This is a genomic window from Cytobacillus sp. C11.1, from assembly GCF_058145115.1.
This window is the reverse complement of record NZ_CM176935.1, coordinates 3,960,695-3,979,725: the sequence shown is the minus strand read 5'-3', so window position 1 is coordinate 3,979,725 and position 19,031 is coordinate 3,960,695. Positions and strand designations below refer to the sequence as shown.

Genomic DNA, 19,031 nt, shown 5'->3' with positions numbered 1-19,031 from the left:
TGTAAGACATGAAAAAAGCCTGCCCATAAACGGGCAGGCTTGAATAATTAGACGGGTTCTTCCTCAGTTTGTTTAAAACATAAAGCAGCAAGCTGGACAAGTGATTCAAATTCTTTTTCATCTAAAAAGGCAAGGCAGTTCCGCAGGGACTGAAGAGCACTATCGATTAAAAACTTTCTAGGCTTTTTAGAATGCAGCAGTTCTTCCTGAACAAAATCCAAAAGCTCATTGCAATGAGCCTGGTCCTGCTGCTGAACTGATTTTTTCAAAGCGAATATGGTTTTACATAGATTGTGTTTAAATTCCTGATCATGATGCTTTAAATGGTTAAAGCGGTTGTCTATCAGTTCAGGTTTTAGCAGCTGTTCGCCTGCAGAACTAACTTCTTCAACCACTTTTGAAATGCGATCCACACTATATCGAATCACATGATTGATGCCGGAGGGCTGATCAAAAAATTTCGTATAGAATTTAACGTTATGATGAAGAATCCCGAGAAACATAACGGCACAATCCAGCAAATATGGCTTTTTCTCTTCCCCAAAGATTTCAATAAACCGCTGAAAAATCCAATGCACCATTCTTAATTGTCCTTCTTTTATAAACTGCATAAGTTCCGGATCGTGTGAAACAAGCACTTCCTCAAAAAGAGTGACTAAATTATTTGAGCGATTCATATTCATTTGAAACTCAATCTGCATAGTAAAAATCTTGATGCTTGTCGGATCCTTGCCAATAAGAAGCTGATTTCGCTCATACTCCATTTTTTTATGCAATGTTTTAAAAATAGATATTAGCAGTTCATTTTTTGAGGAAAAGTAGTTGTAAAATGTTCCTTTTGATATTCCCGTGTATTCTAAAATATCCTGGATAGATGTAGCTTGGAAGCCTTTATCCAGAAATAATTGATGTGCTTTCTTAATTACAAGCTGTTTCCTGTCATTCATTCGTTATCACCTGTCATTATATTTGAACTATCGGTATAATCTTATAGTACCTTATTCTTTTGATTAATACAAACCCTCTATTTACAAGGTTTTTTTTATTGCATTAATTGGACTCATGGTATATTATATGTTTTATGTGTAACGTAAGTATAAAAGAATGAACTGAGTGTACAGGAGGAAAAATTTAATGGAACATGATATAAATATTAAAACAGATCGCCCTCCTTATGGGATTTTGGCTGTTTTAATGATAGGGGCTTTTATTGCCTTTTTAAATAATACTTTATTGAATATTGCATTGCCTTCTATTATGGCAGACTTGAAAATAGAAGCGGCAACTGTGCAGTGGCTGACCACCGGATTTATGCTTGTTAATGGTATTTTAATCCCTGCTACTGCCTTTTTAATTGAAAAATACACTGTCCGCAGATTATTTATCGTCGCAATGGGTTTATTTACGATTGGTACGCTTGTGGCAGGGGTTGCTCATGTATTCCCAGTATTGCTGGCAGGAAGAATGCTGCAGGCTTCAGGTTCAGCAATTATGATGCCGCTTTTAATGAATGTCATGCTGATTAGCTTTCCGGTGGAAAAGCGCGGTGCAGCGATGGGTGTATTTGGTCTGATATTAATGTTTGCACCTGCAATTGGGCCGACTCTATCAGGCTGGATTGTTGAGCATTACGATTGGAGAATGCTTTTCCACTTCCTTTCGCCCATAGCAGCAGTTATTCTCCTGGTGGGCGGTATTTTATTAAAGGATAAAAAGGAAAAAGTAAATATTCGTTTGGATATCTTTTCACTTACCCTATCAAGTATTGGATTCGGCGGAATTCTATATGGATTCAGCTCAGCTGGAAATAAAGGCTGGGATAGCCCGCATGTTTACTTAACGATTGCGATTGGAGTCATTACTTTAATATGGTTTATTGTCAGGCAGTCAAAAGCCGACCGTCCAATGCTTAATTTTGGGGTATACAAATATCCGATGTTTGCATTATCTTCAGCTATTGCGATGACGGTAAATATGGCTCTGTTTTCCGGAATGATCCTGATTCCAATTTATGTTCAAACCATCCGCGGGATATCCCCATTGGATGCAGGATTAATGATGCTGCCGGGTGCGCTAGTCATGGCGATAATGTCTCCTATAACTGGCCGGCTTTTTGATAAAATTGGCGGCCGTATCTTAGCAATTGTTGGTTTAGCCATTATTGTTGCTACTACCTATGTTTTTAGCAGGTTAACGACGGAAACCACCTATTCACAATTAATCGTCCTAAATGCGGTAAGGATGTTTGGTATGTCAATGGTTATGATGCCTGTTTCTACTAATGGGCTGAACCAATTACCAAGACGCTTGTATCCCCATGGTACAGCCATGAACAATACATTAAACCAGGTCGCAGGTGCAATTGGAACAGCATTATTGGTCACAGTAATGTCAACCAGGACGGAAACCCATGCTGCTGAGATAGCCAAAGAAGCAGCTATGGCAAATGGCGGCACTCAAATGACCGAAGCCGCAATGGCAGAAATGCAGCAGCAAGTTTTAATGAAAGCGATGCTCGGTGGAATCAATGACGCTTTCTTTGTAGCAACTTTTATCGCTGCAGTTGCTCTGGTTCTTGCTTTCTTCATTAAGCGTGCCAAACCTGCAGAAGATTCTATTGAGGAAACAAAGCAGGAAAAAGTGATGCCAAAACTTGCAAGGAACTAACAGTTTAGAGGAAATCTAAGGATTTCCTCTATTTTTTTTTCATAAATATCAGAACTTGAAACTGAACTGGCTTGACCAACGTCTAATTGAAATAAAGGGGGACTTTTATGGCTAGGCGCATAGTGGCTTTATCCTGGGTTTTGCTCTTTTCTTTATATTATCCTTCTGCAATAATGTCGGCTCCTGATCCCTCGGAGGTTGAGAAATTGAAAGCAGCTGCTCCTTTGCAAATAATCGCCACCGTTAAATCTGATGTTTTTCATAAAGATTTAACTGTAGATGATTTTAACCAGCAAATCAGAAAGATGGAACTTAAAATCGAAAAAGTCATAAAGGCACCAGAAACTTTAGGAGAAATTATAGAGGTATTCTATATCTATATTCCATCCTGGCAGGAAGGCTTTGCAGGCGGAAAAAGAATGGACATTTCAATAAATGATGAAATTGAAATTTGGCTTGAAGAAGGCGAATTTGGCTGGGAACCAGTTTTAGGAGGTAATACGGTTACACATCTTTACTATTCTGACCAGAGAAGTGAGCCAATACAAGAACCTTTTATGCATAAAATAAACCGGCTAATGAATGTGGCAATTAAGACGCATATGGATTTAATTGTTTTTATTTCATTATTAGTCTTATTAACACTCATTCTTATAACGATATCAAAAAAGCATTTTGTCGGAGGCAAATAATATAGCGATCAAAGGATAACCATTTACTATTCACAGTATCCGATTTAGAGTCCTCAAGTAAATTTTTAATTGAAGTATAGGACATTGAAGTAATCTACTCGTACAAAAAAAGCCTGCAATGCTTAAACAACAGCATTGCAGGCTTTTTTTTATCTATTTTTACCGGTTAACCTAATGGATTGATGTCCGCTATGAGGGTGAGGGGAATATAAAATATGGTCAAGATACAGAGCTTCCAGTTTCCGGTCACTTAAACGAAATAAATTATGATTTTGCTGGAATTTTGAAAGTAATAACAGTTTATTAATTAAAGTTTCTCTATTCAATGGCATTATTTTAACCCTCCTTGGTTTTTTGGCTCTGTTAAAGCTTTTTGTTGTTTTTAGCACCCCTGTTGATTGGAGCGAAAGGCACGAGACTCCTGCGGGAGTGCCTGCAGCGGAAATCAACAGGCAAATTTAACAGAGCTTTGTTATTACAATTTTAATTCTTATTAATCCGATTTGTCAAGTGTGAATTAAACTTATCACATAAACACAGTTAAAAGCACAGGCACCTTGTCCCTATGGCTAATAAAATAGTATAGAAACTATTATAAGGATGTGATTAATTATGGATTTTTGCCCATATTGTGGTTTTCGATCGGATTTATGCCGATGTAATTCCGGTTATAATCCACCGAACTTTCCGCCAGATGATCACCCTGGACATGGAGACGACCATCACCCGAAGCCACCGCCGCCACCGCCACCTCCTGCCAAGAAAAAAGAAATTATTCATGACAATATCTGCGGAAATATAGAACAAAGCTGTGGGGAAGGACCTGAAGAATATTGGAGTGCGATGGACCTTAGCGACCTTCCATCTGCAAGCCTTTCAGTTTTTAACAAAGGTAATTGCGATATAGTCGTTAGTGCAGCTGTGAACGGGGGAGGTACTTTAGGTGAATTATTTACTGTAGCCAGAGGTCAGACAAAATCAATGACAATTGGTAATATTGCAAGTCTCTCATTTAATTGTGAAGGTAATGAAGGTGATATATGCAGAGGAACCTATTGCCTTTCTCTGCATTTTGAAAAAGAATGTTAATAGCTATTGAAAGGAGAAAAACGATGTGATGCTCATCGGGATCAAATAATGCCTGTTGTCCTACTGAAGATATTTTCCAGTAGGAAATTTTCGGGAATTGCAATGGCAGAACAGAAGGCATCACCGTCTAATGGTATGGTAAGCGCCAGAAGGTGAATATTTTGAAGGTGCTTTCGAGATATTCAACTCTGCCAGCAATCCTGGGGTTGTTACAGATGCTATTTGGACTTCATTTGAAATCCAGTTGTAGGACTGTACGAAGAAAATGCGAATGCATTTTCGAGTATCGCGTGCCTGCTGCTCCAATCAACAGGGTGTCAATATCAACAATGACTTTAAAATAGCCAATTGAAGTCCGGAAGGGAGGAGAATCTTCTGGACTTCTTTTTAATTGAATGCCAAATATAAAAGGAAAAGGGGAACAGGGCGGCCTTGACAGTGGTTGGCGTGTTATCTTCTTTCCTATAATAGTTTCTGAATCTGACAGGTTAAACAAAAAAGGTTCTTTAAGTGAAATCAACGAAAAACGGCTTTGAAAGGAAGGACGATCATATATTATTAAAGCGAATATTAATTGGTATTAAAGGGGGGAGTTAATTGTACAAAGCAATCATGCCTTCTCTGATCTTTGTGCTACTATTAATATCATTTTTAGTAAGTGAGCCATACTCATTCATGATTATAGTGCTATTATCGGTTTTATTGTTTATAACAGAAGCAATCCCTCCCGTTATAACCGGCTTTGGTATTATTATTCTTTTATTTCTTCTTTCTCCAATTGAGGAACAGGCATTAGCCGTTTACGGATTTCATTCGCCGGTCATTTTCTTTTTAATTTCTGTCACAGGGATTGGAATTGCCATTTCCAAATCCGGTCTTGGAAGTTGGTTTTTATTTAGATTTGAAAAAGCTGTTCTGAACTATCCCAAAATGCCGGTACCTGTTCTTTTAATGCTTTCTTTTTTGCCGCTCTCTTTGCTTCTGCCTTCGTCTATTACTCGTAATGCCATGCTGCTCCCCTTATTAAAAAACTTTATACATAATGAACGTCTTTGGGAAGGGAAAAGAATATACTTGATGCTGGGGCTCATAAATCCAATGGCTTCCTCAGCTTTCCTAACGGGGGGGATGTCTGCAATTGTTACAGCAAGTTTGATTGGCGGGATCAGTTGGGGAGAATGGTTTATTTTAATGGCTTTCCCTTATTATGTAATGATGCTATCCGGCCTGCTTTATATTTTATTTAGATATCCGGTAAAAAACTTGAAGAAGGTCTCTCTTAACACCACTATAAAGCCAGCCATGAAGAATGTCTTAGCTAAGGATGATTGGGTAATCTTTTCCGTTCTTATTCTAATAGTAGCTTTATGGGTAACGGATAAGTGGCATATGCTTAATCCTGCAGTACCGGCATTAATCGGGTTGGTATTGCTTTTACTTTTTACTGACAGCTTGAATTTTGACGATCTTAAAGCATCAACTATTTGGGAAAACGCCATCATTATTGGTTCATTACTATCTTTGATTGAAGCTCTAAATCGTTATGGAGTATTGGATCTGGCAAGCTATTTCATTACAGAAAATATAAAAAATGGCGTGCCAGAGAATGTTCTAATTATGTGCTGTATTGTTTCAACAGTTATTTTCAACCTGTTTATTCCAAATATCACTGTATGTGTCACATTTCTTGTTCCTTTATACATTGGGCTCGCACATAACCTGCAAATGAATCCTGTTGTTTTTGGATTGCTGGCTGCAATAACAGTCGACTGCATAAAGTTTTATCCTGCCCAATCTACACCGCTTCTAATGGTTTATGACCGAAGTGTAATTTCACCAAAAGATGTTTTTAATATGGGACTATTTTTATTAATCATGCTGCTTATAGAAGTGTATATATTAATTTTGCCTTATTGGAAGCTGGTTGGTGCCTAATTTTATATACCGTTGACTTCTGGTTTTGAAAATTTATCCAGCGAATGTACTTGGTTTTACTGAAGGAGTGTTTTTTTCTTTATGGATCATAAAGGTGGAAACAATCAAACAGATAGAAACGATGACCCAGGAAATACTAAAGCTTGAAAAAGTATCTTTTGTCCATCCAAAAAAGAGCGGAAATAAAAATATTCCCAAATATGTAAAAGTCAAACTAACACCGCTGGATACTGCTGCCGTTTGCTCTCCGCCATATTCTATAATTGCGGCTTGATATATCCCATTCCATCCGCTTATCGTAAAGCCAAGAAGAATAGTTAGCAGTACTATTAAAATGGATGGGATCGTAAAGAAAGGGGTGAGGGATAACAATACAAGAGAACCTGATGAAAGAGTACCTATCAAGGTAAGTATTTTTCGTTTATCACCAATACGATCGCTTGCTGCACCCCAAATCACTCTCCCGATTGCACCTGAAGCTTGGGAGAGGGCAAGCAAAACACTGGAAGCAGCTACAGAATATTTTAAATCTAAATTTAAGAACAGGACCAGATACATAAAATAAGAAAATTGGGCACCTACAAAGAAAAAAGATAGGATGCTTAATCGTACAAGCCTGGAATTTTTAAAGAAAACCCTTATATTTTTCAAGTGGCTCTGACTGTCTCCCCTATCAGAACTTGCAGGATAGTCTTTAAGAATATGCAAGAAATATAGTGAGAGGCACGCCACAAGTGCACCTCCAATAAAAAGTGAAATTCTCCAATTAAAAACAAAGGCAAGCTTCGGAAGCAATAAGGCTGTTAATACTCCTCCTAATGTTACCCCCATTTGCTTTACACTCATGACAAAACCGCGTACTTCCATTGGAAATTCCTTTGTGATCAATAGATTTATAGCAGGATTAATTAAACTGTAGCCCATACCGGCAATTGCCAATAAGAACAGCATGGTCCAAACAGAATGGGTGAGTGTGCTCAACATGATGAAGATTCCGATAATTAAGAGTGAAAAAACAATCGATTTTTGTATTCCTAAAAAATAGATTATTTGACCTGTGAAAAATGAAAAAATAATACAGCCCAGATAAAAGGAAGCCATTAATAAACCCATGAAAAAGGCAGAAAGCTCCATATCCATAACAATGAAACTCGACAGCGGGGGTAATGTTAAAACTCCAAAAGCTGATATTGTCTGGGCAAAAAGCGGATTAAACAAAGTTATCTTTGGGTAGGCTGCAAGTTTTCCTTTCCTCACAAGATCCGTCCTTTCTTGAAGAAAAATCGAACAATTAACAAGTATCAATTAAATTTTAGAAAATATCTATATAATCTTGAATTATATTTATATATATAATAATATAAAAACAAAGTTAATTTCAAACATTCTAAAAATTCTAACTCAAATCACGATGTTTTCATAAGGAAGTGCTTTAATATTGGGTAATATAGATCATATTGTTTTCGCTGTGAAAGATCTGGAAAAAAGCAAGCAGCTCTTTTCCACCATTTTTAAAGGGAAATTTATAAAAGAATTAGATTTGCCGGAACAAAATACCCGTGCTGCGTATTTTTTATTGGGAGAAGTGATAATTGGCTTTGAAACACCTTTGAGTTCCGAGGGGGATGTTTACAAATTCCTGGAAAAGAAAGGAGAAGGCTTGCATCATATCGCATTAAAAATTGAAGACTCCGAAGAGTTACATAACAGCTTGCTGAAAAATGAAGTCAACATAATCGGTTCTAAAGAAAGTCATGGAGTAAAGAAGGAGTTTTTCACCCATCCAAAAAGCTCACTTGGCTTGCTGATGCAGCTAATAGAATGGGAGCAGCCATATAAAGATTCATTAGAAAAGAGAATTGAGATTCTTGGAGATGAATAAAAGACTTATAGAAAGGTTTGATTATATGAATTTTGAATTAAGCAATGAAAATTTACAAGTGAAAAACATGGCAAAAGCCATTGCTGAAAAGGAGATTTTAGAGAATGTAAAATATTTTGAGCAAGAAAGAAGATTCCCGAAGGAAATATTACAGAAAATGGGGGCAGCAGGATTATTTGGAGCCTGTTTTCCGGAAAAGTATGGCGGATCTGAAATGGGTTTTCTGAACTTAGCCATTATTGCAGAGGAAATCTCCAAAGCCCATCCTTCTTTTGGATACGCTTTCAATATGCAGGCGATGACTTGTCCTTTCACAATTTTAAATTGGGGGACAGAGGAACAAATCAAGAAATATGTCCCCGATTTAATAAAAGCAAATCTCATTGGTATGTTTGCTCTTACAGAGTCAGGAGGGGGGTCTGACCCAGCCGGATCCATGAAGACGACTGCACGATTGGATGGCGATGAATATGTAATCAATGGTTCTAAGACATGGATTACTTTTGCGAACGAAGCAGATGTGGGAGTCCTTTTTGCTAAAACGGATATGAAAGCAGGCCACAAAGGGATCTCAGCATTTATTATTGAAACAAACCGCCCTGGTTTTACCGCCAAACCCATAGAGATTAGCTCTTTGGGCCACATGATGAGAAGCTGCGAAGTATTTTTAGAGGATTACCGAATCCCGAAAGAAAATCTTCTTGGGAAAGAAGGCGAAGGATTTAAAATTGCAATGAATGCACTGGATTACGGCAGGCTTACTGTCTCATCCCGTCTTGTTGGCATTGCCCAGGGGTGTGTAGATGAATCTATTAAATACTGTAATGAAAGAATAGTAGGCGGGAACCCGATTGGAGAATACCAGATGATCAAGCATTTGATTGCAGACATGGTTGTGGAAACAGATGCAGCGAGACTCCAAACCTACAGAAGTGCATACTTGAAGGACAAAGGAGAAACGGCTACAAGGGAAAGCTCTTATGCAAAATATTTTGCCTCAGAAGTAGCTGCCAAAGTCTCCAGGAATGCTTTAGAAATCTTTGGAGGCAATGGCATATCAGATGAATACCCAATTATGAAATATGTAAATTACGCAAATATGCTTCATTTCGGTGAAGGTTCTGCTAATATTCAGCGAATCCTCATTGCTAATGATGCTTTAGGAATAAAAAATGCAAACAGGCATCATATTGAACGAAGGTTTGCACTAAGCAGCGATATTACAGATGAGAAAAAAGTACGTCTATGAATCGGTAAATAGCTGCTCTTTATTAAAAGAGAGTATAGTTTTCCCAAGAGCAAAACGAAAATAATAGAATTTCAATTTTATTAATGATTAGAAAGGATATCCTTTATGACAGCTATACAGCAAATTATTAACATTTCAAAGGAAGAAAAAAGAGCAGTTCTTACGGAGATAGAGTCGAAACAAATTCTTCGGCATATAGGAATTCAAGTTCCGGATTTTCGACTGGCAAGATCTGCTGATGAAGCCGTAGAGCAGGCAAAATATATCGGTTTTCCTTTAGTGTTAAAAATTGTTTCGCCTGACATCGTTCATAAGTCTGATGCTAAAGGTGTATTTCTTAATATCCAAGATGAGCAGCAACTGAGAAATGCTTATAAAGAGATTATGATAAATGCAAATGAATATAATTCAGATGCGAAAATAATAGGGGTATCCATTCAGCAAATGGTAAGCGGCGATAAAGAAGTTATTATAGGCATGAACCGCGATGATGTTTTTGGTCCAGTCCTATTATTTGGGGCAGGCGGTATATTTGTTGAAGTACTTAAAGATGTAACTTTAAAAGTACTGCCTTTAGCAGAAAAGGATATCGATAACATGTTTACTGAAATTCAGGCGAACAAAATACTCAGAGGGTTTAGGGGTACTTTGCCTGCTGATTTATCAAGCTTAAAGGCCATCATAAAAAAAGTGGAAGAATTATCCTCTGATTTCCCTGAAATTTCAGAACTTGAATTAAATCCTGTGATTGTCCATGAGCAAGGGAAAGGTGCCATTGCACTGGATGCCCGTATAATTCTTGATCATAGAATAACGGAGGTGGCAGCCAGTTGAGTAATTATAAGGTAATTGAAAAATTGCTTAATCCTTCATCAATAGCTGTTGTAGGGGCATCGCACAATGTTCAGAAGCATGGCGGAAGATTGATTGAGCATTTACTTAAACACCAATACCAGGGTGAAATTTACCCGGTAAATCCCAAAGGGGGAGAAATTCAAGGATTAACCAGCTATAAATCAATTGCAGAGATCCCCGAAACTCCAGATCTTGCCTGTCTTTTAATTGCGCCTCGGCTACTCATGGGAGCATTGAAAGATTGTGCCTTAAAAGAAATTAAGATGGTAATGATCCATGCTTCAGGGTTTGCGGAAATTGGCAAAAGTGGAGAATTGCTGCAGAAGGAAATCATAGCTTTTGCCAGGAAAAACAATATACGAATTTGCGGCCCAAATACCATTGGGATTGCAAATGTAAATAATAGGGTATTTGCCAGCTTTAGCATGGCTATGACGAGCAAAGAAATTCCAATGGGTGGGAGAATATCCTATATAACTCAAAGTGGAGCTATCGGCGGTGCAATGCTAAGCCAGGGGTGGGAAAAACAGATAGGAATCAATAAATGGATTAGTTCGGGTAATGAAGCCGATTTGAATGCTTCCGATTATCTTGAATATGCAGTTGATGATCCATCCACTGGCACGATTTGCATTTTCCTTGAAGGCTTAGCAGATGGAAAAACCTTTAAGTCGGCATTGGCTAAAGCAGCTAACAAAAAAAAGCCTGTCATTATCTATAAAAACGGCAGAAGCGAAATTGGCCAAATGTCAGTTAAGTCCCATACCGGTGTACTTGCCGGAAATCATGAAGTATATAAAGCCGTTTTTAAACAATTCGGAGCAATTAATGCAGAAGATCTGGACGATTTATTTGATTATGCCATCGCCTTTGATTCACCAAATAAATTGAAAAGCAGCCGGATAGGGATTATCTCGACTTCCGGCGGAGCGTGCACGATTGTCACTGATCAGTGCGTCAAATATGGATTAGAGGTCCCTGAACTTTCAAATGCAAGTATTAAAACGTTAACAGAAATTTCACCCGATTTTTCTACCCCTCAGAATCCATTTGACACAACCGCTCAAATCTTAAATGATCCTGAATCATTTAAAAAGAGTTTGGAAGTTTTTATCCAAGATGAAAATATTGACGGCCTTGTACTTATGCTAACAACGATTGGCGGGTCAATCGCTACTAAAGTAGCAGAAGATATCATAGAGCTTTCAAAAGAGACTGAAAAACCGATGTACGTCGCCTGGACAATTGCAGAATCATTAGCAAAGGATGGGATGCACAAACTCCGTCAGGCAAAAATCCCTTTATACCCAAGTGCCGAGAGAGCTGTAAAATCTCTGGCTGCCGTTCAGCAGCATATGTCTTTTTTGGAAGAGTGGGAAGAAAAAAAGAGGAATACAGCGACTTCTTTTTTGCCATTCATAAAGAGGAAATTTCAAATAGTTAAGGTCGTGAAGTTATGCAGCACTTAATGCCGGTTTTAATATTAACAAGGGGTGTTATTTTATTAACATTGGCATTGTCCTATATGCTTTACTCTTTTTTCTCGCTGCCTTTGGATCTTTTCCTAGTATCTTTGGTGGTTATCGCATTTTTAATATCATTGCCATGGATGGCTGTGTTTCCAAAAGTAATGAGCGCAGCACTTCTCGTTTTTGGCAATATGATCTTTTTCTTATATGGCGGAAATGTTGAATACTGGATTGCCTCCATTCTTAACAATGTCGCTTTGGTTTCATTATTTATCACAGTCCCTTTGTTATCCTACCCCTTAAAAAATGGGGGATATATAGAGTACATGGATTACTTTGTGGTGAACTTCTTGAAAAAAGATATGAAAAGGATTGCCTTTGTAACAGCGATAACCTGTATTGTCAGTTCGTTTTTAAACTTAGGTTCGCTAAGAGTTATGTATGATTTATTTTCAGTACGATTCAAGTATTTAAACAAAGTATTTGTAAGAAGCCTTGTTCAGGGATTTTCACTGGCAGCCTTTTGGTCACCGTACTTTGCGGGTGTGGCGATTATCCTGCACCTTGTCGGTGTTAGCTTTGTATCATTTTTTGGATATGGCCTCGTAATGGTCATCATTTGCTACCTGACATCTGTAGTGATTAATTTAAGGTACCTATCCAAAGAGGTATCGACAAATTCAGCTCCCTATGTTGCTGTCAGTCTGGAGGAAGATGGAAGCAAGAAGCAAACAAAAAAGGTAGAGCATAAAAGAGGAATTGAATTAATTATTGCGTTTATTGGTTTATTCCTGGCATTATTCTTCCTGGAAAAATGGCTTCATTATAATGTGCTTTTACTAATTTCCATACTGGCAATCTCATATTCAATCATTTGGTCTTTAGCCATAAATAAAATAAAGGAGTTTGCATTATCCTTAAAGAATTATTTTACGGAAGTTGCCCCCAATGTCCATACAGAGTCCATCATGATTATTTCAGCAACATTTTTTTCCCAGATGGTTTTGCTGACAGAATTTCCTGCTTACTTATCATCCTTATTTTCCAGCATAAGCGAGATCTCTCTTATTCTAACGGTTATAACCATCATCTTGACTTGTGTTATATCATCTTTTTTCATACACCAAGTGCTTCCCATCTCAATTTTTGCGACTACGCTATCCCCTGATGTCATTGGATTAAAGCCTGAACTATACGTTTTAATCCTGGTAATAAGCTGGGGTATAACTCCGCTTTTATCGCCCGTTTCTGCAGCAAACTTGCTTGCATCTGCATTGTTTAAGACAAAACCCTTTGAAATAGGGATTTGGAATATTAAATATGCCATTTCTGTCATCCTAGTATCATCCGTATCAATCTATTTGATAAACATGTTTGTTTAGAAAAGGGGAACATCCCATTTTTTTGAAAGCGGTATCAAGGTTCCTATTACTTTAGGGAGGTGATTATAAGAAGTAATATTCGAGCCATTTTTTTAATAATGAATATGACACCAAACTAATAAACGAGGGGAGAAAGAGAGATGAAAAAACTTTTATCAATTTTTATCATTGCATTGATGGCTTTTGCGTTAATCGGGTGCAGCTCAAGCAGTACTGGAGGCGGAGGGAATTCCGATTCAAGTTCGGGTTCTGGATCAGATTCAGGATCATCTGGAAAACCGGATAACTATTCCATCATGTTTGCTACGGGAACAACTACTGGAACTTATTATCCGCTAGGAGCTATTTTCTCTGACTTCTGGAATAAGAAACTGGATTATGTTCAAGCATCCTCCCAGGCAACAAACGGAAGTGTTCAAAACCTGATTTTCATTAAGCAGGGTGAGGCTCAAGTTGCTTTAACACCAACAGGGACTCTATATGAGGGATTTAACGGAGAGGCCTCATTTGATGGAAATAAAGTTGAAAATGTACGCATATTGGCTGGTCTATATCCAAACGTCAATCATCTGGTAGCAAGAAAAGGTGCGGGTATCGAAACAATTGCTGATGTTGCAGGGAAAAAGATCGTTCCAGGTGCGACTGGAAGTGCAACTGAAATTGAAACCCAGCGTGCAATGGAAGCTTATGACGTGGATTATGAAGGGTTAGGCAAAGATTTCGTTGGGTTTACAGAAGCAACCGACTTGATGAGAAATAAGCAAACAGATGTTGCAATGGTCATGGCTGGGGTTCCAACATCCGCTGTTACTGAAATGCTGGCAACCGCTAATGGCGAACTGCTTCCTTATACTCAGGAAGCTGTTGACTATCTAAAAGAGAAATACCCTTGGACAATGGAATATACAATTAAAGCAAACAGCTATGAAAACCAGCCGGAAGATGTGCTGTCTGTTGCCCAAAATAACTTCCTTGTAGCAACAGCAGATATGCCCGATGAAGTTGCATATGATCTTGTCAAGACTCTTTGGGAAGGCATGGAGGAGTTAAAAGGATCTCACGCTGTAATCGAACAGTTTGATATTGAAAAGGCATTAGAAGGAACTTCGGGTATTCCAATTCATCCTGGTGCTGAAAAGTTCTACAAAGAGAAGGGTATTCTTAAGTAAATTAGTATGAACACCAATATAACTCTATCGGTCGAGTCTGAATCGATAGAGTTATATTGTTACTTAAGCAAAAGGAGGCAGCTGCTAAATGAAGACAGCCGAATTGGAAAAGTATAAAGATAAATTAATGGGTCTGATACCGCCAGAAAGAATCGTAAAAGTGGAATTTACAAGGCCTTCCCGGGAAATTATAGAAGCTTTTATGGAATTGGATGGACTTACGCCTACAGTTTCAGATGTTCTTGATTCCATGGGCATTAAAGGGGCCATTTCAGCAAGCAGGCTGCGCCCCATTATAACAGGCAAAAAGATAGTCGGTCCTGCCGTTACCATCCGCTATATTCCTGAAAGTAACACTCCCGATCATGGTTATTACAATATGGAACGGGCAAAGCTTGCGGACAGAGACGTATATGCCGTTGCAGAAAAGGGAGATGTAGCAGTATTCGATGCAGCTGCGCTGGGAGATGTATCTGTAATGGGAGGACTATCAACCCTCGTTGCAAAACAATGGGGAATGGCAGGGAATATAGTAGATGGCGGTGTAAGAGATGTTGATACCGTTCGTAAATTGGATTATCCGGTCTGGAGTACTGGCCAAACTCCAATTACAGGAAAGTATCGAGTAGAGGCAATGGAAATCAATGGGCCCATTTCAATCGCAGGTGTCAGGGTAAATCCAGGTGATTTGGTTATTGCCGATGACAGTGGGGTTGTGGTAGTTCCAGGAACCAAAGCAGAAGAAGTTTTAGAGAAGACGATTAATGCCACCAAAAGAGAAGATGAAGTAGTGAGGCTTTTTGAAAGCGGCGCATCAATTGAAGAAATAACCAGCATCCTGCCGCCAAGCAAATGGTAAAGGGGGATTAACATGTCAGCATTTCAGGATTTAGCATGTGAAGAAATCATTAAAGGGATTGAAGACACAGGGGCTGATTACTTGCTGACTTTGCCATGCAGCACGATTGGCAAGGTTATTGAACACTTTGAGAACTCGAATGGAATAACTTCGTTCCCAATCAGCCGGGAAGAGGATGGAATAGGAATTGCGTCAGGGATCAGTTTAGGCGGACAATTTCCAATAATGCTTATCCAGGATACCGGTATCGGGAATTCACTTCTGGCCATAACCACGTTTGCCCAGGCCTATCATGTTCCTATGCTTATTTTGGTTACTCGCAGAGGCGGATTCGGTGAGATTAATTCGGCAGTTAATTTGTTTTCAGAACCTCTGCCGGAGATTTTGGATGCAGCAGGAATTAAAACGTTTAAACTTGATTATCGTGTTCCCTTGAAAGAATGGAGTACAGCCATTAAGCAAGGGGCTAAGTACGCCAAGGATACACATCGTCCGATTATTGTTATGTTCAATATTAAAGGGGGTGCGGAACAATGATGTCCAGACTGGATGCTCTTAAAATCCTGTTTAAATATACAGAGAATATACCTGTAATTTCTTCTTGCGGGAATACTTCGAGAGAGTGGGCAAGTCTTGGAAGACGGGATAACCATTTATATATGGTGGACACCATGGGCTTAACTCCATCTGTTGCAATAGGTGTCAGCTTGACTTTAGAAAAGAAAGGATTTAAAAAGTGTATTGGCATAGAAGGGGATGGCGGCGTTCTAATGAACCCCAATTCTTTGGCATCAGCAAGCTATTTGAACCCGCGCAAATGGATGCTGATTGTTTTTGATAATGAATGCTTTGCATCGACCGGAGGGCAATGCTCTTTGGCCAGCCGCATTGATATAGCTAAAGTAGCAGAAGGTTTTAATTTAAAAACGATTCAGACAGATAATGCAGAGGACTTTGAAAAGGCGGTTCAGAATTCCATCGAAGAGGATGGACCTATTGTAATACATGCAAAAATTAATCAGGAGAATCAAAAGAATCCTTTTATAAATGACGATCCTGCTGTACTGTCGTATAAATTTTCGAGCTTCTTAAATTAATAGAAAATAAAAAACTGTATAGGGAAGTGACGTTCTCTATACAGTCTTAACAGATTGTATTTTAATCATAAAACTCATGGCTCCAAATGTAAAATAGGAATTCAGAATATTTTTTTAGAAAACTTCGAAAAACATAATATAGAGGGGGATATAAATGAAAGCGTTAGTCATAGACCACATTCATGAGGAGGGTATCACCCTTTTAAAACAATATTGTGAAGTAGACATTAAACACGGTCTATCACAGGAGGAACTGGCTGCCATAGTAGGGAATTATGATATATTGCTTGGCCGTGCAACCCATTTAACAGGCAGAATTGAGAAACCATTATTGGAAAACAGCGGAAAGCTAAAAGTAATAGGAATTGCATCTGTCGGACTTGATCAGTTTGATCAGGACTACATAGCTTCAAAAGGGATCAAGTTAATAAATCTGCCAGGCGTCAACTCGGCATCTGTGGCAGAACATACTGTTTCTCTGCTCTTGTGTGGAATGAGGCATATCCTTCTTGCCTATCAGCAAATGAAAGAGTCTATCTGGAATAAACATGGATTCACTTCTGCTTTGGAACTATACGGCAAAACAGTTGGGATTATTGGATTTGGAAATATTGGAAAAAACGTAAGTGCTATTTTGAAGAATGGTTTTAATATGAAAGTATTGGCATATGATCCATACATTGATGAAAAAGAAGCACAAGCTGGCGGAGCAAAATTAGTGTCTCTTGAAGAACTGCTGGCACAATCGGATGTTGTAACAATCCATGCTCCCCTTACAGATGAAACTTTTCATATGATTGGCGAAGAAGAAATGCAAAAGATGAAAAAGGATGCCGTACTGCTAAACGCTGGGCGAGGCGGGATTATTGATGAAGATGCATTATATAAATTTTTAAGTAATAATCACCTGCGTTTCGCAGGACTTGACGTTCAGGAATCAGAACCTTGCTACCATTCACCATTATTTTCCCTTGATAACTTTATTGCAACCCCGCACATTGCTGGGCTGACATATGACGCATTGAGCAGGGCGGGCAAAAGAGTTGTAATTGAATGCCTTGAATATCTCAAGGTCGAAGTGGATGCCATTACCCCCGGTGCCTGATTAAATGAAAGGAGGCCGGTTAACATGAATTTTAATGAACTTCTTCTGGCTGGAAATATTAATTATCCTCACAATATATTTTTGAGATTTGAAGAAGCATGCTATACCTATGCAGACATGTGGAAAATTACGAACAGGCTGGCAAACGGGTTTCTAAAAAGTGGAATTAAGAAAGGTGACCATGTTTCCATTATTCTATCAAATCGGCCAGAGTTTATTTGGAGCTGGTTTGCATTGGCGAAGATTGGTGCAATTGCTGTAACGATTGATACGCGTTTAAAAGGTCCCTTATTGAAGCATCAATTAAAAAATAGTGAAAGCATGGCAATCATAACAGAGGAAGAGTTTCTCCCTGCCATACTTAATATGGATATTGATCGTTTAATAATTGTGTCGGATAAAGAAATAACAGGCAGTGAAATCAATATGATCCATTTTAATCGTTTATTAAACGAAAATGAAGTTGATCCAGGCTTAATCGAATATAATCTCCAGTCTGGATGGCCTCTAACGATTGTTTATACTTCAGGAACAACCGGTCCCGCTAAGGGAGTTGTGAATTCTCACGAAACTTTTGTATTATCGGGCAGAGATATAGGAGAAGCAGTCGGAATGGACCAGACTGATAATTTATATTTATTTTTACCCCTTTTTCATGCCAATCCCCAATTAATGGGCATACCCGCTTTGCTTTTAAATGGCGCGACTGTCGTTTTGGGAAGGAAATTTTCAGCTTCTTCTTTTTGGGATACGGTCAACCATTATCATGTTACCCTTTTTACCTATGTTGGGACAGTATTAAGCATATTGGATAAAGTGACACCGCCAAAGGTTCGCACCAGTTTGAGGACGGCTTATGGCGGCGGTGCACCAGAGGACATTTGGAGAAGCCTTGAGAAGAAAACAAACTCCCGAATAATTGAAGGATATGGGATGGCTGAAATTGGCGGTTTTGCTATTATGAATTCCTTTAAAGAGTCAAAGATGGGGAGCATTGGCAAGCCGCGTGAACTATATGACATTCGAATTTTTGATGATCATGACTGCGAATTGCCTGCTGGGGAAGTGGGGGAAATTGTTGTACGCCCCAAAGTTCCTTTTTCGATGTTCACTTCCTATTTTAATATGGAGAAAAACACATTATCAGCTATGCGGAATTTATGGTTCCACACAGGTGATTTGGCTAAAAAAGATCCAAATGGTTTCTTCTATTTCAAGGGAAGAAAGAAAAATATGATTCGGAGAAAAGGAGAAAATATTTCCGCCTATGACATAGAAAATATTGTACAGCAGCATCCAAGTATTCTGGAAAACGCAGTCGTGCCGATTCCTGATGAAATTGCCGGACAAGAGGCTAAATTAAGTGTTGTCTGCAGAAAAGGAGAAGAGGTTACTATTGAGGAATTATATATGTGGCTGCTGGAAAACCTGCCGTCCCATATGGTTCCAAGATACTTGGAAATCAGGGAGGCCTTTGAGAAAACATCATCAGAAAAAATTAAGCTCCAGGTGCTTATAGATGATGGAATTAAACATGTATGGGACAGGGAAGAAACAATAAGCAGATAAAAAGGAGTTTTT

Annotated in this window: 17 protein-coding genes; 15 read left to right on the top strand and 2 right to left on the bottom strand. The window is 38.6% G+C overall.

Translation table 11 applies throughout. The features are described 5' to 3' along the window. Window positions 1-47: 47 nt before the first annotated feature. Window positions 48-947, bottom strand: a complete 900-nt coding sequence (locus tag AC3ZVC_RS19770; RefSeq protein WP_490064893.1) for a TetR/AcrR family transcriptional regulator — start codon at window positions 945-947, stop codon at window positions 48-50. A 187-nt stretch (window positions 948-1,134) separates the two neighbouring features. Between AC3ZVC_RS19770 and AC3ZVC_RS19765 the strand changes: the two genes are divergently transcribed. The 4 genes from AC3ZVC_RS19765 (at window position 1,135) to AC3ZVC_RS19750 (ending at window position 6,383) form a co-directional block, all read left to right on the top strand. Continuing rightward, window positions 1,135-2,667 carry a DHA2 family efflux MFS transporter permease subunit gene (locus AC3ZVC_RS19765; RefSeq protein ID WP_490064892.1) on the top strand — a complete coding sequence of 511 codons (1,533 nt, stop codon included), beginning with the start codon at window positions 1,135-1,137 and terminating at the stop codon, window positions 2,665-2,667. Window positions 2,668-2,774: 107 nt separating this feature from the next. Continuing rightward, window positions 2,775-3,359 (top strand): hypothetical protein, encoded by a 585-nt coding sequence (locus AC3ZVC_RS19760; RefSeq protein WP_490064891.1) that lies wholly within the window; start codon window positions 2,775-2,777, stop codon window positions 3,357-3,359. Between the two features lie 612 nt (window positions 3,360-3,971). Then, window positions 3,972-4,448 (top strand): S-Ena type endospore appendage, encoded by a 477-nt coding sequence (locus tag AC3ZVC_RS19755; protein WP_490064890.1) that lies wholly within the window; start codon window positions 3,972-3,974, stop codon window positions 4,446-4,448. 597 nt (window positions 4,449-5,045) lie between these two features. Beyond that, the gene (locus AC3ZVC_RS19750) at window positions 5,046-6,383 is read left to right on the top strand and encodes an SLC13 family permease (protein ID WP_490064889.1); all 1,338 of its coding nucleotides are present in this window, start codon (window positions 5,046-5,048) and stop codon (window positions 6,381-6,383) included. Between the two features lie 33 nt (window positions 6,384-6,416). Here AC3ZVC_RS19750 and AC3ZVC_RS19745 read toward each other — a convergent pair whose 3' ends face one another. After that, window positions 6,417-7,640 (bottom strand): MFS transporter, encoded by a 1,224-nt coding sequence (locus AC3ZVC_RS19745; RefSeq protein WP_490064888.1) that lies wholly within the window; start codon window positions 7,638-7,640, stop codon window positions 6,417-6,419. Window positions 7,641-7,821: 181 nt separating this feature from the next. Here AC3ZVC_RS19745 and AC3ZVC_RS19740 point away from each other — a divergent pair, with 181 nt between their 5' ends. From AC3ZVC_RS19740 to AC3ZVC_RS19690, 11 genes are all read left to right on the top strand, one after another. Further along, window positions 7,822-8,265, top strand: a complete 444-nt coding sequence (locus tag AC3ZVC_RS19740) for a VOC family protein (RefSeq protein WP_490064887.1) — start codon at window positions 7,822-7,824, stop codon at window positions 8,263-8,265. Continuing rightward, window positions 8,258-9,514, top strand: coding sequence for an acyl-CoA dehydrogenase family protein (locus AC3ZVC_RS19735; RefSeq protein WP_490064886.1), 1,257 nt, complete (start codon window positions 8,258-8,260; stop codon window positions 9,512-9,514). The genes AC3ZVC_RS19740 and AC3ZVC_RS19735 overlap by 8 nt, the downstream gene beginning before the upstream one ends. A 105-nt stretch (window positions 9,515-9,619) precedes the next feature. Then, entirely contained in the window at window positions 9,620-10,348 is a 729-nt protein-coding gene (locus tag AC3ZVC_RS19730) for an acetate--CoA ligase family protein (protein ID WP_490064885.1), read from the top strand. Then, window positions 10,345-11,838, top strand: a complete 1,494-nt coding sequence (locus tag AC3ZVC_RS19725) for an acetate--CoA ligase family protein (protein ID WP_490064884.1) — start codon at window positions 10,345-10,347, stop codon at window positions 11,836-11,838. The genes AC3ZVC_RS19730 and AC3ZVC_RS19725 overlap by 4 nt, the downstream gene beginning before the upstream one ends. Continuing rightward, entirely contained in the window at window positions 11,826-13,220 is a 1,395-nt protein-coding gene (locus AC3ZVC_RS19720) for a hypothetical protein (protein ID WP_490064883.1), read from the top strand. Before AC3ZVC_RS19725 ends, AC3ZVC_RS19720 begins: the two co-directional genes overlap by 13 nt. A gap of 140 nt (window positions 13,221-13,360) precedes the next feature. After that, the gene (locus tag AC3ZVC_RS19715) at window positions 13,361-14,389 is read left to right on the top strand and encodes a TAXI family TRAP transporter solute-binding subunit (RefSeq protein ID WP_490064882.1); all 1,029 of its coding nucleotides are present in this window, start codon (window positions 13,361-13,363) and stop codon (window positions 14,387-14,389) included. An 88-nt stretch (window positions 14,390-14,477) separates the two neighbouring features. After that, a complete protein-coding gene (locus tag AC3ZVC_RS19710; protein ID WP_490064881.1) occupies window positions 14,478-15,248 on the top strand; it encodes an RraA family protein in 771 nt (256 codons plus the stop codon). A gap of 12 nt (window positions 15,249-15,260) precedes the next feature. After that, window positions 15,261-15,785, top strand: a complete 525-nt coding sequence (locus tag AC3ZVC_RS19705; RefSeq protein ID WP_490064880.1) for a thiamine pyrophosphate-binding protein — start codon at window positions 15,261-15,263, stop codon at window positions 15,783-15,785. Further along, window positions 15,782-16,345 carry a thiamine pyrophosphate-dependent enzyme gene (locus AC3ZVC_RS19700; RefSeq protein WP_490064879.1) on the top strand — a complete coding sequence of 188 codons (564 nt, stop codon included), beginning with the start codon at window positions 15,782-15,784 and terminating at the stop codon, window positions 16,343-16,345. Before AC3ZVC_RS19705 ends, AC3ZVC_RS19700 begins: the two co-directional genes overlap by 4 nt. A gap of 154 nt (window positions 16,346-16,499) precedes the next feature. Then, window positions 16,500-17,450 (top strand): hydroxyacid dehydrogenase, encoded by a 951-nt coding sequence (locus AC3ZVC_RS19695; RefSeq protein ID WP_490064878.1) that lies wholly within the window; start codon window positions 16,500-16,502, stop codon window positions 17,448-17,450. A 24-nt stretch (window positions 17,451-17,474) separates the two neighbouring features. Next, window positions 17,475-19,019, top strand: coding sequence for an AMP-binding protein (locus AC3ZVC_RS19690; RefSeq protein ID WP_490064877.1), 1,545 nt, complete (start codon window positions 17,475-17,477; stop codon window positions 19,017-19,019). Window positions 19,020-19,031: the final 12 nt, after the last annotated feature.